The sequence below is a fragment of the Streptomyces sp. NBC_00490 genome (assembly GCF_036013645.1).
GTDB classification, from domain to species: domain Bacteria; phylum Actinomycetota; class Actinomycetes; order Streptomycetales; family Streptomycetaceae; genus Streptomyces; species Streptomyces canus_F.
This window is the reverse complement of sequence record NZ_CP107870.1, coordinates 162061-184541: the sequence shown is the minus strand read 5'-3', so window position 1 is coordinate 184541 and position 22481 is coordinate 162061. Positions and strand designations below refer to the sequence as shown.

The following is a 22481-nucleotide window of genomic DNA, read 5'->3' as shown; positions in this document are numbered from 1 at the left end:
CATGACCGTGCCGCGCCCTCACCGTGGTGGACGGTGAGGGCGCGGCGGGTCGAGCGGGCCCTGTCAGGTGGTCGGCAGCTTCACCGACTGGCTGTGGCGGAAGAAGTCGCGCGGGTCGTACGCCTGCTTGACCTTCTGGAGCCGGGCGTAGCCGGACTTGTAGTACAGGTCGTGCCAGGGCACGCCGGAGGTGTTGTACTTCGGGTCGCTCAGGTCGATGTCCGGGTAGTTGATGTAGGCGCCGTCGGTCACGTCGTTGATGACGGGGACACCGCCCGTGGCGGCGAAGACACCGTGGTAGAACTCGCGGATCCAGCGCAGTGAGATGTCCTCGGCCGCGGGGTCGTTCCACCACAGTCCCCAGGCCGCCTTGAACGCGGCTTCGCGGTGCGGGGCGGCGGTGGCGTCCGGGGCGACCGCGTTGACCTGGCCGCCGAAGGAGCTCACCTGCACCGCGGCGGTGGAGTTGACGAGGTCGTCCCGTGTCAGGTGCCGGTAGAACTCGTCGATGTGGGCCGTCGGCATGGTCTTGCGGTAGTAGGCGGACTTGAAGTCGGACCTGAAGGTGGGGTCGTTCAGCGTCGGGTTGGTGGTGCCGATGTAGCGGGCGGCCTGGAGCCAGGGCATCCGGCGCGGGGCTGCGAGGTCGGGCATGGCCGCCACCTCGCCCATGGGGGTGGTCATCGGCTCCTGGGCCACGTCCAGGCCGGCGGTGATGGCGCCGAGGTAGTCGTCGAGTATCTTCTGCGCGTCCGGGACGGTCGCGTCGACCTGGGTGACCAGGCCGATGTAGCCGGCCGACTTGTGGTTCAGCCACAGCACGCTGGTCAGGTTGTCGTTGACGGTGCCGGACTTGAGGTTCTTGGTGTGCCAGTCGCCGAAGTTCTTGACCAGCCGTGCGAAGCGGTCCTTGGTCATATCGGCCCAGGGCCAGGCGGTGGCGTGCAGGAACACCTCGGCCGGCGGCTGCGGAAGCAGTTTCGCGGGGTTGGTGCCGGTCGCTCCGGGAGAGCGGAACCAGAAGCGGGTGACGACACCGAAGTTGCCGCCGCCACCGCCGGTGTGGGCCCACCACAGGTCACGGTTCGGGTCGTTCGGCTCGCGGGTGGCGACCTTGACCGTCGCCGTGCCGTCGGCGCCGACGCAGACGACCTCGACGCCGTACAGGTGGTCGACGATCAGCCCCATCTGGCGGCAGAGCAGGCCCCAGCCGCCGCCGCTGACATGGCCGCCGACGCCGACCTGGAAGCAGGTGCCGGCGGGGATGGTGACGCCCCAGGTGCGGTACATGCGCTCGTACACGTTCAGCACCTGCGCGCCGGCTTCGACGCAGACGGCGTTCTTGTCGGGGTCGAAGTAGATCCGGTCCATCCTGGTCATGTCGAGGATGACCTGTACGTCGGGGTTGAACACCCAGTCCTCGAAGCAGTGGCCGCCGCTGCGCACCGTCAGGCGCTTCCCGGCGGTCACGGCCGCCTGGACGACGGAGCGGACCTGCGCGGTCGTCTCGGCGAGGCAGATCCTCTCGGGTGCGGAGGACCATCTCTGGTTCCAGCCCTGCACCAGGTCCTTGTACCGCTTGTCACCGGGGGCCACCGTGGTGATCGGCCCCGCCGCCGGTACGGCTTGGTCAGCCGCTGCGGACGGTGTGGCGAGGGCCGTTCCGGTCAGGAGGGCGGCTCCTCCGGCAGCCGCGCCCCCGGTGAGGAAGTTCCGCCTGTGGATACCTTCAGCGTGGCGAGCCATCGAGCCAACCCCTTTGTCCTGATGAGTCAATACGGCCACGCTATAGATCGGTTCACGCCACCGGCACTCAGAAAATTGCGCTCGTACTCGGCGGCTTTCCCGCCCGCCCGGCGCATTTTCGCAACGGCTGACAAACACGGCGAGGAGGCTCCCGGACCGTCGTACGGGCCAGGCCCGACGGCGTGTGCGGCCTGCGGATTCAGACCGAAGACGGCCTCGGCGACGGCGATGTGACAAAGGACGCCGCATGGCGAGATCCTGATGTGCCCGCCGCGGACCTGGGTGGTCGGCTCGTAGGAAAGATCACGCCACGGTGCATGAAGAAGCCCGCCCGGCAGACGTCACGGGCGGGCTGTGTGGTGGTGCGGGCGCTCAGCTCACGTGCAGCGCCGTCTCCTTGCCGGGGGCCGGGGCGGGACCGGAGGCGGATGCCGGGTCCAGATGGATGCGGAGCAGTCGGCGGATCCGCTCATGCCGGCAGACTCGGCGGACATCCCGCGGAAGAAGCGCATCGACGGGATGCCCGGCCGCGGGGTGAGCCAGTGCGTGGGCGAGTCGCGCTTCGAAGCCCCGGTCGTCGGCACGGCGCACCGCATAGGGGAAGAGTTCCGCCAGCCGCGCGCGGGCCGCGTGCTCCGGGCCCTCCAGAACCGCGCAGACTCCTGTCGCCGTCATCGCCACCAGTACCGGGTCCGCGTCGGTGGCGCCCATGGCCGAGTGGATCTCCAGGCCCGCCCCGCCCGCGCGGTACTCCTGCGGGGTCATGCCCAGTATCGACGAGGAGACGGCGTAGAACTGGCCCGTGGTGGTGAAGCCCGACTGGTAGATCGCGTCGGAGACGGTCCGCGCGCGGATCAGCTCTTCGCGCACCCGCTGTGCCCGGACCGCCGTCCAGTAGGCGTGCGGGGTCAGGCCGGTCAGTGACTTGAACATGCGGTGGAAGTGGAAGCGGCTGTAGCCGGCGCTGTGCGCCAGGTCGTCCAGGTTCGGTGGCGCCACCGCGGTGTTCATCAGCAGGCAGGTGCGGGCCACGATGGCGGCTTGCAGCCGGTTCGGCTCGGGCTCGCCCGGCTGGCAGCGGCGGCAGGGCCGGTAGCCTCGGGTGTGCAGTTCCTCGAGCGACGCGTGGAACTCCACGTTCTCCCGCCGCGCCAGGCGTGCCGCGCACGAGGGCCGGTTGTAGATCCCGGTCGTCGTCACGGCGTAGTAGAACCGTCCGTCGGCGGCGTCGTCGCGTTCCCGGACCGCTCGCCAGCGCTGTTCGTCGCTCTCGTACGCGCGGAGGTCACCGTCGGCGGCCGCCGGCGGCCGTGTCGGTGCCGGCGCCGCCCTCATCTTCTCTCCCCCGCTCAGAACATGCCGTTGCTGTGCGGCAGTTGCTCGGGGATCTCGGTCCTGATGTCCCAGTACTCGACGATCTTCCCGTCCGCGACGCGGAACAGGTCGCCGAAGGCGTGCGGTGTGCCGTTCAGGGTGCCTTCGGAGTGGGTGAAGACGAAGTTGCCCTCGGCCAGGACCCGGTGGACCTTGAGGTAGTCGGCGCCGGCGAGCGTCTCGCGCAGGCCGGCGACACCGTCGGCGACTCCGGGGGCGTGCCGGGTCAGCTCGCCGTCCTTGACGTATCCGTCGAGCGCGGCCAGGTCGCCGCCGACGTAGACCTCGTCGATCAGGCGGCGTACCAGGTCCTTGTTCGCGGCGGTGCGGTCGCGGTCGGTGACCTCGGCGGGGCCGTCGCCCATGTCGTGGCCGGACGCGGTCGGGCCGATCTCCGGGCCCAGCGCCTCCCAGTGCTCCTGGATCTTGTTGTCGCCGGCGCGGTACAGGTTGAACAGGATGAGCGGCACCTCGGCGAGGCCGGTGACCCGGGCGTGCAGCAGCACCAGGTCGTCCTCGGCGATCGAGCGCAGCAGCTCGTACTGGGCGCCGGCGCCCTTGGCCCGCTCGGTCAGCTGGCGCAGGCCCGCCGGACCGTCCGAGCACAGCGGGCTGTGCTGGGTGAAGTCGGGCGCGTAGTACTTCTCGAGGGCGCCGTCGGTGTCGGCGCCGCCGGTCAGCTCCAGCACGCCTTCCACGATGAGGTTCTTGGTACTCATCCGAATCTCCAAGGTTGAGGGTGGGTGCGCGGAACTCAGCCGGTGGTGACCGGGAGGGCTTCCAGTGCGCGGGAGAGCAGGCTGGGCTTGTACTCGAACCGGTCGGCGGCCAGCGTCAGCCCGGGTGCCCGGCGGAAGAGCGTGCCGAGGGCGACCTTGCCCTGGGTGCGGGCCAGGGGCGCGCCGAAGCAGACGTGGATGCCCGAGGCGAAGCTGAGGTGGCGGTTGTCGGTGCGGCCGAGGTCGAGGGTGTCCGGGTCCGGGAAGGCGTCGGGGTCGCGGTTGGCGGCGCCCCGGACGGCGATGACCTGTTCGCCCGCGCCGACCACGTTGCCCTCGCCGAGGTCGACGTCCTCGAACGCCACCCGGATGGACAGGTGGGAGGGCGAGTCGTAGCGCAGGAGTTCCTCGACGGCGCTGCCCGCCAGTTCCGGCTCGCTGCGGAACCGGGCCAGCTGGTCGGGGTGTCGCAGCAGGGCGAGGGCACCGTTGCCGATGAGGTTGGTGGTCGTGCCGTGTCCGGCGATGAACAGCAGGATGCAGGTGCCCAGGAGCTCCTGTTCGCTGATCTCTCCCTGGTCGGCCGCGGCCGCGAGGCGGCTCAGCACGTCCTCTCCCGGTGCGCGGCGCCGCTCTGCCGCCAGCGCGAGGAAGTAGTCGTTGAGCCCGGTCAGTGCCTCGTCCCTGGCCTGGTGGTTGGCCTGGGAGACGGTGAACGAGGGGCTCACGCCGGCCAGGTAGTCCTGCGCCCACTTCTCGATCATCAGGTGGTCGGGCTCCGGCACCCCGAGCAGGTGGCAGATGACTCCGAACGGCAGCCGGTGCGCGAGGGCGGTGATGAGGTCGAACTCGGGGCCGTTGTGCAGGGCCTCGTCGAGGAGTTGCCCGGTCCGCTGCTCGATGTAGCCGTTGGCGCTGCGCATGACGCGCGGTCCGAAGGTGTCGCGCAGGACGCGGCGCATCCGGGTGTGGTCCGGCGGGTTCATGAAGATGAGCATGTGGCGCTGGTCGGCGAATCCGCCGGGCAGCGCCGTCCCGTCGGGCGTGTCCGGGGCCGTCGCCGCGGGCGACGGATAGCCGAACCGCTCGTCCCTCATGACGAGGTCGCACTCCCGGTGCCGGGTGAGCACCCAGAAGCCCGCCGGGCTGCGGAAGACGGGGGTGCTTTCCCGCAGGCGCCGGTAGTGCTGGTAGGGGTCCTGCTGGAAACCTGGGTCGGTGGGGTCGAAGCCGAGCATGCCCCCGGCACCAGCCCGCGTCGTCGTCGTGCCGCTCACATGTCCTCCGCTTGGAGTTGTTTGTCCCCTGTCGCAGAACGCTCAGGACATCCGGCTCCGCCCGCGCTGATCCGCGCCGGCTCGCTGTCTCTTTCGGCCAGTGGGCCTCACGGAACCACAGCGGACAGGTGGCGGGGGAGCCGTCATTTCCTGCATGGCCAGTTGTTGTCAGGGCGCTCGGCTCGGGCCCCGACGGGCAGCGCAATACGCTTTTGCACATGACAAGCGTGGAGCAATCCGCCCTGGTGGCGGGCGATGTGACGACGCGTGAGCGGGTCTTCGACGCGGTGCTCGGACTGTGCCGCGAGCGTGCCTACGAGGCGTTCGACGTGGGTGACGCCGCCCGGCGCGCGGGCGTGGACGAGGAGGTGGTGCGGGCCGGGTGGCCCGCCAAGAACCTGCTCGTGATGGAGGCGCTGCTGCACGCCGTCGCCCCGCACATGAGGTTTCCCCGCACCGGTGACATCCGGGCGGATCTGGAGCAGCAACTGGCCGCCACGGCACGGCTGTTCGCCGATCCCGGCATCGGTCCGCACCTGCGGGCCGTCATCGCCGAGATCCACTCGGACGAACGTCTCGCGGCGGCCTTCCTGAAGAAGGTGTACACGCCCAACCGGACGGTGGCCCGAGCCCGTTTCGAACTGGCCCAGGAACAGGGCCAGTTGCGTACCGACATCGATCTGAACACGGCAGTCGACCTGGTCTTCGGCTCCCTGTGGTTCCGGCTGCTGCTGGGCACCGGCCCGCTCACCGCCGAGCTGGCCGCCTCCCTCGCCGACCACGCGCTGGCCGGCCTGGGCGTGCCCGCCTCGCGGGCCTGAGTCCGGACACGGCAGCGGGCCGGCCCGTTCGATACGGGCCGGCCCGCTGCCGTCCTCGGCCCGGGTGTCCGGGCCGAGGCTCAAGGGTTCTTACGGGTCATGTCCAGCGGCCACTGCCGAAGGTCTCGCTGCTCTGCAGCACCTTCTCCCGCAGGTCGAACCGGCGTACCTTCCACGTGCCGGTGCGCGGGAAGTCGTCCCAGTCGATGATCCGGGGCTCGTCGAGCGCGATCAGACCGGCCGTGGCACGCTTCCACGCGTCGCGGTCCAGGGTGCCGCTGTGGGTCGAGATGATCGGCACGGGCAGTCCGTTGGGGTTGCCGAGCACAATGACCTCGGAGGCGTCCTCGAGACGTTCCAGCAGCAGGCTCTCCAGCTCGATGCCGCTGGTGCCGGGTATGACGTCGACCTCTCGGTCAAGGATGTCCACGGTGCCGTCCCAGCGGTGGACGCCGATGTCACCGGTGTTCCACCAGCCGTCCCAGACCTTCTCGTTGTAGCGCTCGGGCTCGCCGAGGTAGCCCAGGCAGCGGCCCTTGCCGTTGATCAGGACCAGGCCGCTCTTGCCGCGTGAGACCGGGCGGCGGGTCTCCGGGTCGACCACCTTGATCTTGGTGACGAAGGGGACCGGCCGGCCCACGTTCCGGGTGAACGTCCCGTGGTCGTCGGATCGTTTCCGCATCACCTTGCGCTTGGGGTACTGCGCCAGCGTGGCGGGACCGATCTCGCTCTGCCCCCAGCTCTGCGCCCACACCGGGCGGCGCCGGCGGCTGGTCTCCATGAAGGTGCGGATCGTGCTGGGGTGGATGGCGTCGAAGGTGGAGACGAACATCCGTACGTCGCTGAAGAGCTCCGGGTGCGCCTTCGGCAGGTGCTCCCAGCGCTGGAAGATGTTGGGGCAGGCCTCCAGTGTGGTGGGGCGGTTGCGCCCGAGCGTCTCCACGACCACGTCCGGGTCGGAGCCACCGAGCACCACGACCTTGGAGGGGATCAGCACCGACTGGGCCATCACCCACGTCACGGCGCGCGAGTGCACGAAGGCTATGCAGGAGGCGACGGTGTCGTCGGGGCGCGTGGACAGGAACGGGATGCGGATGGTCTCCATCACCCCGTACACGCCGATGGTGTCCGCCGAGTGCATCACGAACTTCGGGATGCCCGTGGTGCCGGAGGTGTGGGTGAGCAGCATCGGCTCGGAGTCCGGGCGCAGGTCCGGCGCGGGGATGTCGCTGCCGGCGAGGTCGGCGAGGCGGGTGGCGTCGCCGGACAGCAGCTCGCCCTCGACGGCGAGCACCCGGGTGCCGGGTCCGGCCAGCTGGACGCCCTGTTCGTGGGCGGCCGCCAGCACGTCGTCGGAGGCGACGATCACCTTCGGTTCCAGACGCTCCATCATCTTGCCGAGGGTGTCCGGCGCAAAGGTCGAGGTGATCATGGCGGGCAGGCCGCCGATCCGGGCGGCGGCCGCGGCCAGCAGGACGACGTCCATGTGGTTGTGCTTGATGATCGCCAGCCGGTCGCCGCGGCGCAGTCCCGCCGCGTACAGGCGTCCCGACATGTCCTGCACCAGGTGCGCCAGGGACGTGGAGTCGTAGGCGCGGCCCGCGTCGGGGGCGATGTCGAAGGGCCGGTCCAGGTGCCAGATGGGCCCCGGCTTCCCGGCGAAGTGGTCGAAGTGGGCCCCTATGTTCTTGGGGCGCTTGGTCTTGGGCATCGGCCGTTCTCTTCCGTCGTAGGACCTCTCGGGGACGCCTGGAGCCGGGGCCGCCGCCGGCCCGCCCCGCTGTGTGCGGGGTCGGGCCGGCGGCGGCCGGTGCGGCGTCAGTGCGGCTGGCTGGGGACCGGAGTGTCGGTGTCGCTTCCGGTGCGCCCGCCGGGGATCGGCGGTGCCGGCTCCGTTTCGGCCTCACTGAGGCCGTAGCGGGCGTGGAACTTCCGCAGCGGGCCTGGCGCCCACCAGTTGGCGCTGCCGAACAGCTTCATCAGGGCCGGCAGGAGACCGCCGCGGATCAGGGTGGCGTCCATGAGGATCGCCAGTGCCATACCGAGGCCGATCGCCTTCATGTAGCTGATGCCGGAGGTGATGAGGACCAGGAAGACCAGCGAGAGCAGCACGGCCGCGTAGGTGACGACCTTGCCGACCCGCTCCAGACCGTTGGCGACGGCCAGTTCGTTGTCGCCGGTACGGTCGTACTCCTCCTTGATCCGCGACAGCATGAACACCTGGTAGTCCATCGACAGGGCGAAGGCCAGACCGAAGCACATGATCGGCACGGTCCAGGTGATGCTGCCGGTGATGATGAAGTCACCGAACAGGCTTGCCATGTGGCCTTCCTGGAAGATGAAGACCAGGGCGCCGAAGGTGGCGGTGAGGCTGAGCACGGTCAGCAGGATCGACTGCAGCGGCAGCAGGATGCTGCCGGTGAGCAGGAACAGCAGCAGGAACATGCCGATGAACAGGATCGCCCCGGACAGCGGCAGGTTCTCGCGCAGCGTGTCGAAGGTGTCGACGCTGACCGCCGCCGGGCCACCGACCTTGATGTCGAACGGCGCCTTGGTGTCACGCACCGCCTCGACGAGCTTCTCGCCCTGCGAGCCGTAGGCGTCGACCGACGGCACCACGGACAGGTAGGTGCCCGCAGTCACCCCGAAGCGGGTGTTGGCCTCGGTCGCCTCGGCGACCTTGGCACCGTCGACGTAGGAGCCGGTCAGGGCGTCGACGCGGCTGACGTCGGCGACCTTCGAGAGGTCCTTGGCGTAGGCGTCGATGGTGTCGGTCTTCGTGCTCGGGTCGCCGGCGTTGGCCGCGACCACGGTCAGGGCCTGCTGCTCGCGGGTGTCGAAGTCCTTCTTCAGCACCTGGGCGACCTGGGCGGACTTGGCGTCGGCGGGCAGGACCGCCTCGTCGGGCAGCCGCAGCTTCATGTCCATGGACGGCAGGCCGAGGGTGATGACGACGGCGAGGATCAGCACGGCGACCCGCACCGGACGGCGCATCACGGCGGTGGACGTGCGGTGCCAGAAGCCGCCGCCGTCGTTGGCCGGGTTCTGCTTGCGCTTGAACAGGCTCCACTTGTCGACGCGCGGGCCGATCCAGCGCAGCACCGCCGGGGCCAGGATGAGAGTGACCGCGGCGGCGACCAGTGCGGTGGTCATGCAGCCGATCGCGAGCGAGCGCAGCATCGTGAACGGCAGGACGAGCAGGCCGACGAACGCGACGGCCACGGTGAGCGCGGAGAACAGGATGGTGCGGCCGGCGGTGCGCAGGGTCGTGGTGATCGCGGTGTTGATGTCCCGGCCCTGGCGCAGTTCCTCGCGGTAGCGGGTCACGAACAGCAGGCAGTAGTCGATGCCCAGACCGATACCGAGGAACGTCGTGGTGTTGACGACGACGCTGGAGGTGTCGTTGAAGAAGGTGATGGTGAACAGCGCACCCATCGACGCCAGCATCGCGCCGAACGCGACGGCCACCGGCAGCAGCGCGACCAGGGCGCTGCCGAAGATGACGACCAGCACGATGAGGAGCAGCGGGAAGACCATGCCCTCGGCCTTGGAGGCGTCCTTGCTGGAGGTCTCGATGTTCTCGTGCCACATCATGGCCGAGCCACCGGTCTTGACCTCGAGGCCGTCGACGGTACCGGAGTACTTCTCGTCGATCTTCTTCGCCCAGTCGATCTGGTCGTCGAAGTCGCCGTCGATCCGGCCGAGCACGATGGCCTTGTCGCCGTCCTTGCTGCGCAGCGCCTTACTGCCGGTGGTCCAGTAGGAGACGACATCGGTGATGTCGGACTCCTTGGCCAGCTTCTGTGTCAGGTCACGGCCGGCCGCGGCGACGGAGGCGTCGTCGACGCCCCGCTTGTCCTCGACCAGCAGCAGCAGGTTCGGTTCGCCGTGCTTGAAGGTCTTCTCCAACTCCTCTGCCGCAGCACGGGACTCGGTGCCGGTGGCCTCGTAGCCGCCCGAGGTGAGCCGGTCTTGCAGGCCGCCGCCTGCGGCTCCGGCGAGGAACACCAGCAGCAAGGTGAAGAGAACCACCTTGCGCGGTGAGCGCAGCACCAGGCGTGAAAGCCTGTCGAACATCGTTCCTCCTATGGTGTGGGTGAGGGCTTCGGCTTCACGCCGGCCGGGAGGGTCCGCGTACGGCCGCAAATCTGCGGTCGAACCAGTCGCGTGCCAGGTCGTAGAACTCGGCGGCGCCGCGGTGCACGTTCAGCGAGTGGCCGACGCCGGGGACCACGTGGGTCTCCAGCTGGGCCTCGGGCGCGTAGTAGTCCCGCTCGAAGGCGTGCACGGCCTCGGAGCGGGCCGCGAAGCCCACGTCCGAGCTGCTGAAGAGCGCGTCGTGTTCCCCGACCACCACCAGGACGGGCACCTTGACGGCCCGCGAGTGCTCGGGCCGGTAGGTCTCGGGCAGGGAATTGCCCTCGCCCCAGGTGGCGGTGGACTTGATCAGTTCGTTGTGCGCGGACAGTTCCGGATCGATGCCGCCCGCAAACTCGAGCATCCTGGCGCGGCGTCCGGGACGCTGTGTCAGGTACTCGGCGGGCGCGCCGATACCGGCGAGCAGGGGGTCCTGGTTCGCCGGGTGGAAGAAGTCGTGGACCTTGTCGACCTTTTCGTAGAAGTCGGTCGTGGTGTGCAGCATGCCGGTGATGACCAGGCCGTCCACGTCCGCGTACCGGGCCGCCTCGACGAGGGCGATGCCCGATCCGTAGGAATGGCCGACGCTCACCACACGGGAGAAGCGGTGGCCTGCCGGGGTGCCCGAGCGCAGCAGTGCGATCGCCTGGTGGATGCTCTCCGCGTGGGAGTCCAGGTTCACGTCGTCCCCGTGGGGTCTGCTGGAGGCTCCGGTGCCGAGGCGGTCGAGCAGCAGCACGGCGTATCCGGCGCGCAGCATGTGGGCGCTGTAGTCGTAGGCGCCGGGCAGGGTCCAGTAGCGGCGGTCGTAGGTGAGGCCGGGAATGAGGACCTGGACCGTGTCCGCCCCCTGTTCGGGGACCAGGAGCCGGCCGGCGATGTGCCGGTCGGTGCCGTCCACGGGCACGCGGACGGTGAGGTCCTCGCCGACGCAGGGCGGGGTGTCCGCCTCGGGCAGCGGCGCCGGGACGACGGTCATGGGGTTCTCCTCGTGTTGTGCAGGGGCCTGCCGGGGGCGCTGGATGCGGTCGTGGACGGCACCTGTTCGGGTGCGGGCGCGGCAGGTCTCGGGCTCCGTCGGGCGGTGAGGTCCGCGATGCTCGTGACGGAGAGGTCCGCGGCGTGGGAGTGCCGCGCGCCGATGCCATGGGTGTTGCTGGGCGGTCCGGCCGGGCCGGGGCCGCTGGGGCCGCGCAGGGCGGCGGCGATCACCCGCGGCCGGAACATGGCGGCCGGTGAGGCGAGGAGCTGGGTGTGCTGGAGCATCAGCAGGGCCGCGTGCTGGTCGGTGACCGCGGCGGCGGTGAGGCGGTCCACGTAGCGCTTGCCGATCCGCGTCACCGCGTCGGGGCGGGTGACCTCGTAGACCCAGGGATAGGAGAAGTCCATGCCGGTGGCCAGCTGCCATGGGGGTGTCATGGTGCGGGCGAAGGCCTTGCGCAGGCGGCCGGCCAGTCCGATGTGCGTGCCGTGCGCGGCGAGTCGTTCGCTCAGCACCTGGGCGCACTGGACGGCGACGGACATGCCCTGCCCGTAGGAGGGGTTGAAGCCGCCGAACGCGTCGCCGATGACGAGGAATCCGTCGGGCCAGCGGCTCAGCTTCTCGTAGTGCCGCCAGCGGTTCTCGGTGCGGCCCGAGCCGTGGACCGGCTCGAGCGGGGTGGCGGACTCGATGACGTCTCGCAGCACCGGGTCACGCAGGGTGCCCGCGGCGCGCAGCAGCCCTTCGTGGTCGGTGGGCGGGCGGTCTCCGCCGCTGGCGGAGACCGACACCATCCAGCGCCCGCCCTCGATCGGGTTGAGGATGCCCTGGCGGGGGACGTCGGCCGAGGCCATCAGCAGCATGCAGGACCAGTCGGCGGCATGGCCGGCAGGAGGCTCGTAGATGGAGGTGGCGTACGCGGTCTTCGCGTCGACGACGCACTCGCGCGGGCGCTCGTAGCCGAGGTCCTCCAGCCATTGCGGGGCTTTGGACTTGCGGCCGGTGGCGTCGACGACGAAGTCCGCGTCGATGAGGTACTTCTCGCCCCAGCCGGTGCGCGTCTCGCCGTCCCTGCCGCGCACCCACACGCCGGTGACGGTGTCGCCGCGTCCGTTCTGGAGTCCGAGGGCCTCGTGCTCCTCGACGAACTCCACCTTCGGGTCCGAGCGCAGGCGTTGGCGCACCACCGCGTCGATGACGTCGCGGGTGCCGGTCAGCATCGCGAGGTCGGTCTCGAAGCGTGACATCCAGCCGCCGGGGGCGAGCAGCAGCATGTCCTCGGGCATCCGGACGCGGACCATGCCGGCCGTGAGGAGTTCGTCGGTGATGCCGGGGAAGAGCTGCTCCAGGCCCTGGTGGCCGGCGGCCATCAGGTTGTGGGCGTGCCGTGCCTGGGCCACGCCTCGCCGCCAGCGAGGTTCCACGGTCAGCCGGTCACGTTCGATGATCGTGACTTTCCGCATGTGCGGGGACAGGGCCCCCGCTGCGGCCATTCCGGCGAGGCTCGACCCGATCACGACGGCGTGGCCGTCACCGCCGTGCCCGCCTCGGGCACCTGGGTTGACGCTCATGTGTGCGCCCTCTCTCGTGCGTTGTGGGAATGCTGGTGCGGTGCCGTCGTGTCCCGGGGCAGGTCCGCGGGACGCGGTGGGGCGGCGGTGCCGGTGACCGGCGGTCAGGTACGGGTGTGTCAGCTCGGGGTTGAGGTGGGGGTCGGGGTGGGGGTGCCGCGCAGGGCGGCCACGGCCGAGGGCAGGCCGTCGGCGACGGTCGGATACGCCGGGCGCCAGCCCAGTTCGTCCCGTGCCAGGGCGTTGCTCAGCCGGTAGGAGGTGGTCAGCGAGGTGGTGACGGGGCGGCCGAGGGCGAGCGCGGCCACCGCCCGGGGCACCGGTGCGGCCAGGTCGGCGCCCAGTGCGCGGGCGGCCTCGCGGGCGAACTGCGCCAGCGGCAGCGGCTCGTCGTCGGCGATGTTGTACTCGGCGCCGGCCGGTGCCCGTTCCAGGGCGGCCACATAGGCGGCCGCCAGGTCGTCGAGGTGGACGCAGCTCCAGTGGTTGGAGCCGTCGCCGGGGTGACGGATGCGCCCGCTCCGGCTCGCCTGGTCGGCGAAGGCGGCCCGGAAGTTGCCGCCCGGTCCGTAGACGAATCCGGCGTGCAGCACCACCGAGTCCAGGCCGTCGGCCGCCATGGCGCGCAGCCGGGCCGTCGCCGCGGCGTGCCACACCCCGAGCGGGGCGGGGCGGTGCGGCAGCGACTCGTCGATCCACCGCTCGCCGTGGTCGCCGTAGACCCAGGCACCGCTCGCGTACAGCAGCCGTCGGCCGTGGGTGCGGCAGGCGTCGGCCAGGGCCCCCGCCATGACCGCGTCGGCCTGGCGGATGCGCCGGATGCGGGCCTTGGTGAGCCGGCCGGTGAAGCGCAGCTGCGCGGCGTGCACGACCGCGTCGGCGTCCTGGACGAGCGGTACGTACGTCTGGGGGCGCAGCATGTCGCCGGTGCGCAGGTCGGCCCCGGCGGCGGCCAGCGCGGCCGCCCGGGACGGGTCGCGCACCAGGCCCGTCACCCGGTGCCCGGCGGCCAGCAGGGCATGGGCGACGGCGCCGCCGATGTACCCGCTCGCGCCGGTGACCAGGACGTGCCGGGCGGCGCTGGTCACAGGTACTCCACCGTCGGTCCGGCGGGCAGCCGGTGGCGGGTGTCCAGGATGAACCGGGCGTGCTGGGTGATGAGGTCGAGGTCGAAGGCGCTGTGGTCGGTCAGCAGGACGACCGCGTCGGCCGCGGCGAGTTCCTGCTCGTCCAGTTCGGTGCGGATGACCCGCGGGTCGACCGGGGAGCTCTCCACGACGTGCGGGTCGACGGCCCGCACTTCGGCGCCCAGCCGCAGCAGCCCGTCCACGACCCGGACGGCGGGCGACTCACGGGCGTCGCCGGTGTCCGGCTTGTAGGCCAGACCGAGCACCAGCACGCGGGAGCCGGACAGGGCGCGGCCGCGCTCGTTGAACGCGGTCAGCAGCCGCTGGACGACGTAGGCGGGCATGTGGTCGTTGACGTCGTTGGCGAGCTCGACGAAGCGGAAGCGGTGGCCGAGGGCCCGGTTGACCCGCCAGGACAGGTAGACCGGGTCCACGGGCAGGCAGTGCCCGCCGACGCCGGGGCCGGGCGTGAAGCGCATGAAGCCGAACGGCTTGGAGGAGGCGGCGTCCACCGCTTCCCACACGTCGATGCCCAACTCGCGTGCGTAGACGGCGAGTTCGTTGACCAGAGCGATGTTGACGTGCCGGAAGGTGTTCTCGACCAGCTTGGTCAGCTCCGCCACCTTCGGCGACTTCACCGGCACGGTCGTGTCGACGACCGTGCGGTAGAAGGCATCGACGGCTTCGAGCGAGGCCTCGTCGACACCGGAGACGACCTTGGGGGTGGTCTCCAGGGTCCACACCCGGTTGCCCGGGTCGATCCGCTCCGGGCTGTAACCCAGGTGGAAGTCGACGCCCACGGTCAGTCCGGAGTACTCCTCCAGGATCGGGGCGACCAGTTCCTCGGTGGTTCCGGGGTAGGTGGTGGACTCCAGGACGACCGTGGAGCCCTGGCGCAGGAACCGGCCCAGGATCCGGGCGGCCGATTCGATGGCCCTGAGGTCGGGGACGCCCTCGCGCAGCGGCGTCGGCACGCTGATGACGGCCACGTCGAAGCCGCCGACCGCGCGTTCCTCGGTGGTGGGCAGATAGCGCCCGGTGGCCAGTGCGGCCGACAGCCGCTGCGGCGCGACGTCCTCGACGAAGGACTCGCCCGCGGCAAGCCGCTTGACGCGGTCCTCGTCGACGTCGAAACCGACGACCGTGGTGTCCTCGCCGGCCTCCACGGCGCGTACCGCGAGCGGCAGGCCGACGTACCCCTGGCCCATGATGACGATCTTTGGCATCGACCCGTCCGTTTCTGATGAAGTCGTGTGGTGGCGGTCGTCGGCTCAGGTCCAGCGGCCGGTGCCGAAGGTGGCCTGGGAGTCGAGCACCTGCTGGCGCAGGTTGAAGCGGCGCACCTTCCAGGTGCCGGTGCGCGGGAAGTCCTCCCACGCGATGACGTGCGGCGGGGCCAGCTCAGGCAGGTCGCGGGTGGCCTGCTGCCACTCCTCCTCGCTCAGCTCGCCCTCGGACAGGCTGAGCACCGGGACCGGCCTGCCGCCCTCGGGGTCGCCCAGGACGATCACCTCGGTGGCCCGCCGGATGCGCTCCAGCAGGATCGACTCCAGGGCGATGGAGCTGGTGCCGGGGATCAGGTCGACCTCGCGGTCCTGGAGGCGCAGTGCACCGGTGCGCGACTTCACCCCGAGGTCGCCGGTGTTCCACCAGCCGTCCCAGTCCTTCTCCTGGGCGCGGTCGTCCTCACCGAGGTAGGTGAGGCAGCGTCCCTTGGTCTTGACGAGGACCACGCCGGCCTCGCCGGCCTTGACCCGCTTGCGGGTGTCGGGGTCGACGATCTTGACCTGGGTGATGAAGGGGATCGGGCGGCCGACGACGTTGGTGACCGGGTCGAGCGCGCCCTCGTTCTTGCGGATCTGCTTGCGGGAGTAGACGGCCATGGCGACCGGTCCCGTCTCGCTCTGCCCCCACACCTGTCCCCACACCGGGCGGCGCTGGTCGGAGGCGTCCATGAACGCCCGCACGGTGGGCGGGTGGATCGCGTCGAAGGTGTTGACGAAGAACCGGACCCGGCTGAACGCGGGGCGGTGCGTCTCGGTGAGGTGCTCCCAGCGCTGGAAGATGTTCGGGCAGGCCTCCAGCACGGTCGGCCGGTGCTCGCTGAGCATCTCGGCGACCAGGTCCGGCTCGTTGCCGCCGAGGATGACGACCTTCTTCGGCGGACGGGCCAGCTGGGCGAAGGTCCAGGTGATGGCGCGGCCGTGGACGAAGGCGATGCAGGACGCGAAGACGTCGTCGGGCCGGATGGACAGGCCCGGCAGCGGCATCGTCTCCAGCTTGGTGAGCACGCCGAGGAGGGTGTTCGGGGAGTGCACGACCAGCTTCGGCACACCGGTGGTGCCGGAGGTGTGGGTGCAGATCATCGGCTCGTGGTCCGGGCGCAGGTTCATCGGCGGGATCTCGGCGCCGGCGAGCGAGGCGAGGCTGATCCCGCCGTCGGCGAGCGCGGGGTCGCCGTCGATGGCGATGACCTGGCAGCCCGGGCCGGTCAGCCGTACGCCCTGGGTGGCCGCCGCGCCGAGCACCGAGCCGGAGGCGATGAGCACCTTCGGCTGGAACCGCTCCATGATCTTGGCGTGCACGTCGGGGGCGTTGGAGGAGGAGATCATCGCGGGCAGCGCGCCGATCCGGGCGGCGGCCGCGGCGAGCAGCACCACGTCGTGGTGGTTCTCCTTGATGATGGCCAGGTGGTCGCCGCGGCGCAGACCGGCCGCGTGCAGGCGTCCCGACATGTCGGCGACCAGCCGGGCCAGTGCGGCGACGTCGTACTCCCGGCCGCCCTCGGGGGCGATGTCGTAGGGCCGGTCCAGGTGCCAGGTGGGCGTGTTCGCGTCGGCGTAGTACTCGAACAACGCACCCAGGTTCTTGGGGCGTGGGGTCTTCTTCATTGCTCTGCCTTGCCTTCCTGGGGGTTCAGCGGATGACGAGCAGGTTGGCGATCAGCAGTGCCGCCACCCCGAGTCGGTGGGTGTCGACGCCGAGCTTGCGGGCCAGCAGCGCGTTGTTCTGGCCCAGGCCCGCTCGCAGTTGCCGGGCCCGCATCACCAGGACCGGGACCATGCACAGCAGGAACCAGCCGGGGACGGCGTCGGCCGCCCAGGCGATCAGCAGCGCCGCGGTCTCGGTCAGCGAGATCAGGGCGATGGCCACGGAGTAGGCGGACGGCGTCAGCACGGTGGCGAGGTTCTTGCGGCCGGCCGCACGGTCGCCTTCGCGGTCGTTGACGTTGGAGTACACCGACACCAGCAGCGACCAGACGCCGATCAGATACGTCTCCAGCGCGATGACGCCGGTGAAGTGGCCGTCGACCAGGCCGTAGGGGATCAGCGCCATCAGGCCGGGGCTCAGCAGCAGCACCAGTTCCTGACCGCCGCGGTAGCTGAGCCGCATTCCGTGCGAGTACTGGACGCTGATCGCCACCTGGAACGGGATCAGCAGGAGCACCCAGGCCGGGGTGTGCGGGGCGATGGCCACCGCGACGCCCATCCAGAGCAGGCTGGCCAGCAGGGCCAGATATCCGAACCGCAGCGCCTGGTGTTCCGTCAGGTCACCGTTGAGCAGCGGCTTGCGCTCACGGTTGCGCAGCGCGGCTTTCGGGTCGTAGTTGACGTCGTCGCTGCCGTCCCTGAAGCCGTGCACGTCGTCGAAGGCGACCGTCGCCGCGGTCATCGCCACCCAGCCGAGCGTGGTGACGACCAGCGTCCAGAGCACCTTCGGGTCGTTTCGCAGATCGGAGGGCAGCAGCGCCCATACGACCGGCGCGGCCAGGTAGTAGTCGAAGAACGACAGCTTCGCCAGCCGCGCGTAGGCGCGCAGCCGCCCGGTCGGCTTGACCGCGATGGCCTGGCTCATGTCCGCTCCTCCTCTCTTCGTCGTCTTGAGTGGCCGTCAGGCCGTGCGGGGCTTGCGGCCGACGGTGGATATCTGGACCTGGCTGAGCCAGTTGTGGGACGGGTCGCCCATCTCGGTGATCGCCTCGGTGATGCGTTCCTGGGTGACCAGGCCGGCGGCGACGATCTGGGGGGCCATGAACTCCAGCCACAGCTGGTAGTGGCGGGCCTGTTCGGAGCCACCGCGCACCATGACCACGCGGCCCTCGGCGGTGACGTCCTCGAGGCCGGAGGCGAGCGCCAGTTCCAGGTCGACGTGGCCGCCGCGCGGGTCGTGGCCGGCTTCGCGCATCAGTCCGTAGCCGGCAGCGCGTACGTCCTGGAGGAAGTCCTCGCCGGACGCGGAGCGGAACAGGGTGGAGGAGTCGGTGTCCTCCAGGAACAGCAGGCCGCCGGGGCGCAGGGCGCGCACGAACTTGTCGATGACGGCCTGGCGGCCGGGCAGGTGCTGCACCAGCATCCGCGCGTGCACCAGGTCGAAGGAGTTCTCGGGGAGTTCGTCCTCGCGGATGTCGATCTCCCAGACGTCGAGGGTGCCCTTTTTCTGGTCCTCGAGCAGGCGCACGGTCTTCAGGTCGGCGGCGACCGCCCGGCCGGTGGGTCCGACCAGCTGGGCGAGGCGGCGGGCGGCCGCGCCGGAGCCGGCGCCGACCTCCAGGACATGCCAGCCCTCGCTCACGCCGAGTTTCTCGAAGCGCTCGAAGGTGCCCGGGTCCCAGATGGCCTCGTTGGTGATCAGCCGCTCGGTCTCCTTGTCCCACGAGGAGTCGAAGACGTACTCCTGTGAGGCGTCGGCGCTCTGGACGGTTGTCGTCATGACAGGTGGCCCTCCGGGTCCTTAGGCGAAGAAGTCGCAGATGGTGTCGGCGATGCGCTCGACGTCGGCGTCGGTCAGGTGCGGCCAGATCGGGATGGCCAGGTTCGACCGGCTGGCCCAGCGCGCGTTCGGCCAGTCGGCACCCTCGGGGGCCCAGGCGTTGAAGGCGGGCTGCAGCGGCAGCGGCGTGGGGTAGTAGACGTGCGAGCCGATGCCGTGCTCGGTCAGGTAGGCGCGAAGGTCCTCGCGGCGGGACACCTGGATCGAATAGACGTAGAAGCAGCGGCCGTTGCGGCCGGCGGGCGGCGCTTTGACGCCTCGCTCGGCCAGCGGGGCGAACCGCTCGGTGTAGTAGTCCGCGATGGTGGCGCGGCGTTCCAGGCGGTCGGCGAGGGTGGGCAGCCGGTGCATCTGGAAGGCCGCGATGACCTCGTCGAAGCGGCTGTTGCGGCCGACGCGGTGGTGCAGGAAGCGGTTCACGCCGTCCTGACCGTGGTTGCGCAGCATCCGCACGGCGCGGGCCAGTTCGGGGTCGTCGGTGAGGACGACGCCGCCCTCGCCGGCCGTGCCGAACGCCTTGACCTGGAAGAAGGAGAAGACGCCGAGGGTGCCCCAGCGGCCGGCCGGGACCCCGTCGAGTTCCGCGCCCTGGACGACGGCCGCGTCCTCGATCACCGCGATGTCGTGGTGCCGCGCGATCTCGTTGATCCGCGGCATGTCCGCCATGATGTTGAACAGGTGGGCCGGCAGCACCGCGCGGGTGCGCTCGGTGATGAGGGACTCCACCGAGTCGGGGTCGATGACCATCGTCCACGGGTCGACGTCGGCGAAGACGGGTGTGGCGCCCGCGTTGATGACGGACGATGCGACCGGCTGGCAGCAGAACGCGGGGACGATGACCTCGTCGCCGGGCCCGATGTCCAGGGCGCCGACGGCCAGTTCCAGGCCGCCGGTGCCGCTGCCGCACGCCACGACGTCGTGGGCGCCGGTGGCCTTCTTGATCTCCTGCTCGAACTCGGCGGTGCGGCGGCCGAGGATGAAGCGCTGCTCGGGGTCGGTGCCCACGTCGAACATCGCCTTGAGCAACGCGTCGCGGTCCGCCTCGAAGAGGTCGGGCGGGAAGAAGGGCAGTGTCCTCACAGCTGGCTCCCCTGGAAGAAATCCCGGACGGCGTCGGCGACGAGGTCGAGCTGTGCCTCGGTCAGGTCCGGATAGAACGGCAGCGCCACGGCGTTGCGGCAGGCGGCCTCCGCGACCGGGAAGTCGCCCTCGCTGTAGCCGAGTTCGGCGAAGCAGGGCTGTACGTGCAGCGGGATCGGGTAGTACGTCTCGGTGCCGATGCCGCGCGCGGTCAGGTGGGCGACGAGTTCGTCGCGCCGCTCGACCTCGATCTCGTAGACGTAGAAGACCGGGGTGGTGGGGACCGCGCGCTCCACGACGGTGGGCACGCGCAGGACGCCCGGGATGTCCTTGAGGCGCTCGGTGTAGGCCTCGGCGAGCTGGGCGCGGCGGGCGATGTCGCGGTCCAGGTCCGTCAGTTTCGCCAGGAGGACGGCCGCCTGGATGTCGTCCATCTTGGAGTTGGTGCCGGAGGCGCCGGACAGGTTGGAGATGCCGGCGATGTGGTCGATGGTCTTGCCCATACGACCGTGGTGGCGCAGGATCCCGGCCCGCTCGGCGACTTCCTCGTCGTCGGTGAGGATCATGCCCGCGTCGCCGATGGCGCCGAGGGTCTTGGTGGGGAAGAACGACAGGACGCCACCGCGCCCGAGGAGGCCGGCGTGCTTGCCGTTCCAGCGCATGCCGATCGACTCGGCGCTGTCCTCCAGGACGGTCACGCCGTGCGCGGCGGCGATCTCGCCGATCGCGTCCATGTCGGCGAGCTGGGTGAACAGATGGGCCGGCATGACGGCCTTCGTGCGCTCGGTCACCGCACGGGCGAAGGACGCCGGGTCCATCGCGTACGTCACCGGGTCGACGTCGGCGAAGACCGGCGTGGCTCCGGCCAGGGCCACCGATGTGGCGGTCGCCGCGAAGGTGAAGGCGGGCACCACCACCTCGTCGCCGCGCTGCACGCCGGCCGCCCGCAGCAGGAGCACCAGGGCGTCGGTGCCGTTGTTCACGGCGATGGCGTGCCGGGCCCCGGTGTACTCGGCGATCGCGCGTTCCAGTTCCAGGACCTTGCGGCCGTGCGAGTACTTGCCGCGTTCCAGCACGTCCGAGGTGTGGGCCGCGATCTGCGGCCACAGCCGTTCGAAGGTGGCCGCCTGGGAGAAGAACGGCACCCCGGCCGCGGTCTGTGCGCCGGCCGGGGCCGGCGTCGCCACACTGTTCACGCTGCTCCTTCACGGATAGAGGGACCGCCGCGGTGCGCGGTGTCCATCGGCACGGTCACGCCCGGTGCCGGGGCCTGGGCGGTGTGCACCGTCCGACGGGACGACCGCGGGAGGGCAGCGGCGTCCGCACTGCCGTCGGCCATGTCCCAAAGGACCGGGCTCGGCCGGTCGCTGCGCAGGGGGAGGCGAGGGCCGCTCCCCCGCTGCGGGCGCATGGCGAGAGGGAGGTCGGCCTTGGCCGGTGCCCGGACGGTGACGCTCACGGGCGTACGTCCAAAGGCTCGATCATGAACATGACCTTCCTGACGATGGGCAGGGACGCCTGAGTGGTGCGCCGCTCGGGTTGAGGGGTGCAGAACCGTGGTGCAGGGAACGGACCCTGCGCCGGTGAGTCTGGGCAGCGCGACCTGCGTATGGCTAAAGCCGCGAGCGAGCGGCCGTTTCACCGGTCGGGGAAAGCCCCGGGCGGCGGGACGTGGGGCGGGCCCCGCCGGCAGCGGCAGGGACAAGGAATGCCTGCGACGCAACTTGCTGCCATCGCCATCTACTTGGCCCGGGCCCGCGAAGTGGCGAGGCTGGTGCGCAGTCCGGTGGGCCGCCCGCCTCCCGAAGCACCACCGGACCCGTGACGCCGGGCACCATCGGCCCGCCCTTACCGAGGAGCCGACCATGTCCCAGCACGCAGTCCTCGGCGCTCTGGACACCACCGCTGTCGCCCGGCGCCTGGTCCACAGCGAGCACCCGCACAGCGCCCCGGCCGGTGAACAGCGCTTCGTCCTGCGCGACGACATGCCGCTCGGGCACCCGCTGTTCAACGACACCCCGGGCCTGCACGACCCCCTGGTCTTCGTGGAGCTGGTCCGCCGGGCCGGCCTGCACGTCGGGCACCGTCACTTCGGGGTGCCGGTCGAACGGCCCGCGCTGTTCTACCGGTTCGCACTGCGCGTGTCCGATCCCGCCGTCTGGCAGGACTGCGCCGAGGGCGCCCGGCTGGCTCTGGAGATGCGGGCCGAGCCGACCCGGACGGTGGCCGGTGTGCCGCGCAGCCTGCGGCTGGGCGGGACGTTGCGGCTGGAGGGCGCCGAAGCCTGCACCGGCTCGGCCGAACTCGTCTTCGTCACCCCGACGGTGGCCCGCAACCACCGCGCCACCAGTCGCCTCGGGGCCCTGGTCCGCACGCCCGACGCCGGCGGTCCACGCCCCGGCACCCGGCCCGCCGCCCCCTCGCTGGTCGGCCGGTGCACCCCGGACAACGTGGTCGTCTCGGAGCCGGTGCGTCAGGCGTCGACGCTCACCACGACCGTCCTGGTGGACCCGTCCCACCCGGTCTTCTTCACGGAGGCCACCGACTCGGTACCCGGCCTGCTGCTCGTGGAGGCCCTGCGCCAGAGCACGTTGCTGGCCGTCGCCTCCGACGGGGCCGCGCCGTGCGCGACGGCCCTGACGTGGCTGTCGGTCCACCTGCGCGGCCACGCCGAACTGGACCTGCCCCTCACCTGCACCGCCCGCAGCGCGCCCGGCGGGATCGATGCCCTGGGCCGCCGCCTGACCCGGGTCCTGCTCACCCTGCGCCAGGCAGGACGGACCACCGCGCAGGCGGAGGCGGTGACGGCGGAGGCCGGGTGAGCCGGTTTCCGCGCCGCGCCGCGCACGGTGGCGCGGGCGGCGACCACGGGCCCGA

At 70.9% G+C, this 22481-nt stretch carries 17 protein-coding genes; 2 read left to right on the top strand and 15 right to left on the bottom strand.

What is annotated here, in order from left to right; translation table 11 throughout:
- Positions 1-63: 63 nt before the first annotated feature.
- The 4 genes from OG381_RS49200 to OG381_RS49185 form a co-directional block, all read right to left on the bottom strand.
- A complete protein-coding gene (locus OG381_RS49200; protein WP_327722947.1) occupies positions 64-1746 on the bottom strand; it encodes an FAD-binding oxidoreductase in 1683 nt (560 codons plus the stop codon).
- A gap of 372 nt (positions 1747-2118) precedes the next feature.
- Positions 2119-3081, bottom strand: a complete 963-nt coding sequence (locus tag OG381_RS49195) for a bifunctional transcriptional activator/DNA repair enzyme AdaA (RefSeq protein WP_327722946.1) — start codon at positions 3079-3081, stop codon at positions 2119-2121.
- 14 nt (positions 3082-3095) lie between these two features.
- Entirely contained in the window at positions 3096-3839 is a 744-nt protein-coding gene (locus OG381_RS49190) for a nuclear transport factor 2 family protein (RefSeq protein WP_327722945.1), read from the bottom strand.
- 35 nt (positions 3840-3874) lie between these two features.
- A complete protein-coding gene (locus OG381_RS49185; protein WP_327722944.1) occupies positions 3875-5116 on the bottom strand; it encodes a cytochrome P450 in 1242 nt (413 codons plus the stop codon).
- 218 nt (positions 5117-5334) lie between these two features.
- Between OG381_RS49185 and OG381_RS49180 the strand changes: the two genes are divergently transcribed.
- Positions 5335-5937 (top strand): TetR-like C-terminal domain-containing protein, encoded by a 603-nt coding sequence (locus OG381_RS49180; protein WP_327722943.1) that lies wholly within the window; start codon positions 5335-5337, stop codon positions 5935-5937.
- Between the two features lie 97 nt (positions 5938-6034).
- Here OG381_RS49180 and OG381_RS49175 read toward each other — a convergent pair whose 3' ends face one another.
- From OG381_RS49175 to OG381_RS49125, 11 genes are all read right to left on the bottom strand, one after another.
- Positions 6035-7648 (bottom strand): AMP-binding protein, encoded by a 1614-nt coding sequence (locus tag OG381_RS49175; RefSeq protein ID WP_327722942.1) that lies wholly within the window; start codon positions 7646-7648, stop codon positions 6035-6037.
- Between the two features lie 107 nt (positions 7649-7755).
- Positions 7756-10014, bottom strand: coding sequence for an MMPL family transporter (locus OG381_RS49170; RefSeq protein WP_327722941.1), 2259 nt, complete (start codon positions 10012-10014; stop codon positions 7756-7758).
- 34 nt (positions 10015-10048) lie between these two features.
- Positions 10049-11053 (bottom strand): alpha/beta hydrolase, encoded by a 1005-nt coding sequence (locus OG381_RS49165; RefSeq protein WP_327722939.1) that lies wholly within the window; start codon positions 11051-11053, stop codon positions 10049-10051.
- On the bottom strand, positions 11050-12627 hold the full coding sequence (locus OG381_RS49160; protein WP_327722937.1) for an NAD(P)/FAD-dependent oxidoreductase: 1578 nt from the start codon (positions 12625-12627) through the stop codon (positions 11050-11052). Before OG381_RS49160 ends, OG381_RS49165 begins: the two co-directional genes overlap by 4 nt.
- A gap of 119 nt (positions 12628-12746) precedes the next feature.
- On the bottom strand, positions 12747-13715 hold the full coding sequence (locus tag OG381_RS49155) for an NAD-dependent epimerase/dehydratase family protein (protein ID WP_327722936.1): 969 nt from the start codon (positions 13713-13715) through the stop codon (positions 12747-12749).
- On the bottom strand, positions 13712-14980 hold the full coding sequence (locus OG381_RS49150) for a nucleotide sugar dehydrogenase (protein ID WP_327722934.1): 1269 nt from the start codon (positions 14978-14980) through the stop codon (positions 13712-13714). Before OG381_RS49150 ends, OG381_RS49155 begins: the two co-directional genes overlap by 4 nt.
- A gap of 45 nt (positions 14981-15025) precedes the next feature.
- Positions 15026-16645: a class I adenylate-forming enzyme family protein gene (locus OG381_RS49145; RefSeq protein ID WP_327722933.1), complete on the bottom strand. Its 1620-nt coding sequence runs from the start codon at positions 16643-16645 to the stop codon at positions 15026-15028.
- 25 nt (positions 16646-16670) lie between these two features.
- Positions 16671-17609 carry a UbiA family prenyltransferase gene (locus OG381_RS49140; protein ID WP_327722932.1) on the bottom strand — a complete coding sequence of 313 codons (939 nt, stop codon included), beginning with the start codon at positions 17607-17609 and terminating at the stop codon, positions 16671-16673.
- A 36-nt stretch (positions 17610-17645) separates the two neighbouring features.
- Positions 17646-18464, bottom strand: coding sequence for a class I SAM-dependent methyltransferase (locus tag OG381_RS49135; RefSeq protein WP_307038302.1), 819 nt, complete (start codon positions 18462-18464; stop codon positions 17646-17648).
- A gap of 21 nt (positions 18465-18485) precedes the next feature.
- Positions 18486-19604: a DegT/DnrJ/EryC1/StrS family aminotransferase gene (locus OG381_RS49130; protein ID WP_327722930.1), complete on the bottom strand. Its 1119-nt coding sequence runs from the start codon at positions 19602-19604 to the stop codon at positions 18486-18488.
- A complete protein-coding gene (locus tag OG381_RS49125; RefSeq protein WP_327722929.1) occupies positions 19601-20800 on the bottom strand; it encodes a DegT/DnrJ/EryC1/StrS family aminotransferase in 1200 nt (399 codons plus the stop codon). Before OG381_RS49125 ends, OG381_RS49130 begins: the two co-directional genes overlap by 4 nt.
- A gap of 669 nt (positions 20801-21469) precedes the next feature.
- Between OG381_RS49125 and OG381_RS49120 the strand changes: the two genes are divergently transcribed.
- Positions 21470-22426 carry an AfsA-related hotdog domain-containing protein gene (locus OG381_RS49120; RefSeq protein WP_327722927.1) on the top strand — a complete coding sequence of 319 codons (957 nt, stop codon included), beginning with the start codon at positions 21470-21472 and terminating at the stop codon, positions 22424-22426.
- The last annotated feature ends 55 nt before the right edge of the window (positions 22427-22481 follow it).

Excerpts from the sequence above, each read along its gene's own strand:
- OG381_RS49200 (WP_327722947.1), bottom strand. The coding sequence starts at position 1,746 with ATGGCTCGCCACGCTGAAGGTATCCACAGGCGGAACTTCCTCACCGGG.
- OG381_RS49195 (WP_327722946.1), bottom strand. The coding sequence starts at position 3,081 with ATGAGGGCGGCGCCGGCACCGACACGGCCGCCGGCGGCCGCCGACGGT.
- OG381_RS49190 (WP_327722945.1), bottom strand. The coding sequence starts at position 3,839 with ATGAGTACCAAGAACCTCATCGTGGAAGGCGTGCTGGAGCTGACCGGC.
- OG381_RS49180 (WP_327722943.1), top strand. The coding sequence starts at position 5,335 with ATGACAAGCGTGGAGCAATCCGCCCTGGTGGCGGGCGATGTGACGACG.
- OG381_RS49175 (WP_327722942.1), bottom strand. The coding sequence starts at position 7,648 with ATGCCCAAGACCAAGCGCCCCAAGAACATAGGGGCCCACTTCGACCAC.
- OG381_RS49170 (WP_327722941.1), bottom strand. The coding sequence starts at position 10,014 with ATGTTCGACAGGCTTTCACGCCTGGTGCTGCGCTCACCGCGCAAGGTG.
- OG381_RS49165 (WP_327722939.1), bottom strand. The coding sequence starts at position 11,053 with ATGACCGTCGTCCCGGCGCCGCTGCCCGAGGCGGACACCCCGCCCTGC.
- OG381_RS49160 (WP_327722937.1), bottom strand. The coding sequence starts at position 12,627 with ATGAGCGTCAACCCAGGTGCCCGAGGCGGGCACGGCGGTGACGGCCAC.
- OG381_RS49150 (WP_327722934.1), bottom strand. The coding sequence starts at position 14,980 with ATGCCAAAGATCGTCATCATGGGCCAGGGGTACGTCGGCCTGCCGCTC.
- OG381_RS49145 (WP_327722933.1), bottom strand. The coding sequence starts at position 16,645 with ATGAAGAAGACCCCACGCCCCAAGAACCTGGGTGCGTTGTTCGAGTAC.
- OG381_RS49140 (WP_327722932.1), bottom strand. The coding sequence starts at position 17,609 with ATGAGCCAGGCCATCGCGGTCAAGCCGACCGGGCGGCTGCGCGCCTAC.
- OG381_RS49135 (WP_307038302.1), bottom strand. The coding sequence starts at position 18,464 with ATGACGACAACCGTCCAGAGCGCCGACGCCTCACAGGAGTACGTCTTC.
- OG381_RS49120 (WP_327722927.1), top strand. The coding sequence starts at position 21,470 with ATGTCCCAGCACGCAGTCCTCGGCGCTCTGGACACCACCGCTGTCGCC.